Origin of the sequence: Metallosphaera javensis (ex Hofmann et al. 2022) (genome assembly GCF_022064045.1) — an archaeon.
Classification (GTDB): domain Archaea; phylum Thermoproteota; class Thermoprotei_A; order Sulfolobales; family Sulfolobaceae; genus Metallosphaera; species Metallosphaera javensis.
The window spans coordinates 1-233 of sequence record NZ_JAKNCW010000081.1; the positions used below are offsets into that span (position 1 = coordinate 1).

The window sequence follows — 233 nt, forward strand, 5'->3', positions numbered from 1 at the left end:
GGCCACCGAACTGCTGACCCTGCCGCAGTCCATGCGCGGCTACGGCCATGTCAAGGCGCGCGAGGTGGCGCAGGCCCGGCGACGCGAAGCCGAGCTGCTGCACCGCTTCGACCCCACCCGCTACGCCCGCCCCCAGGACAGCGGCGAGGCCGGCCAGTTCCGCGGCATCGCCATCGTGGGCGGACACTGAAGACGCTCCCCCGCCCCGGGGGGCGGGCGGCCACGACCGGGGC

Annotated in this window: 1 protein-coding gene; it reads left to right on the forward strand. The window is 76.4% G+C overall.

Annotated features, from left to right (window positions below; genetic code table 11):
* On the forward strand, window positions 1–190 hold a 190-nt coding region (locus L3N51_RS12480; RefSeq protein ID WP_238027530.1), incomplete at its 5' end, for a hypothetical protein.
* Between the last annotated feature and the right edge of the window lie 43 nt (window positions 191–233).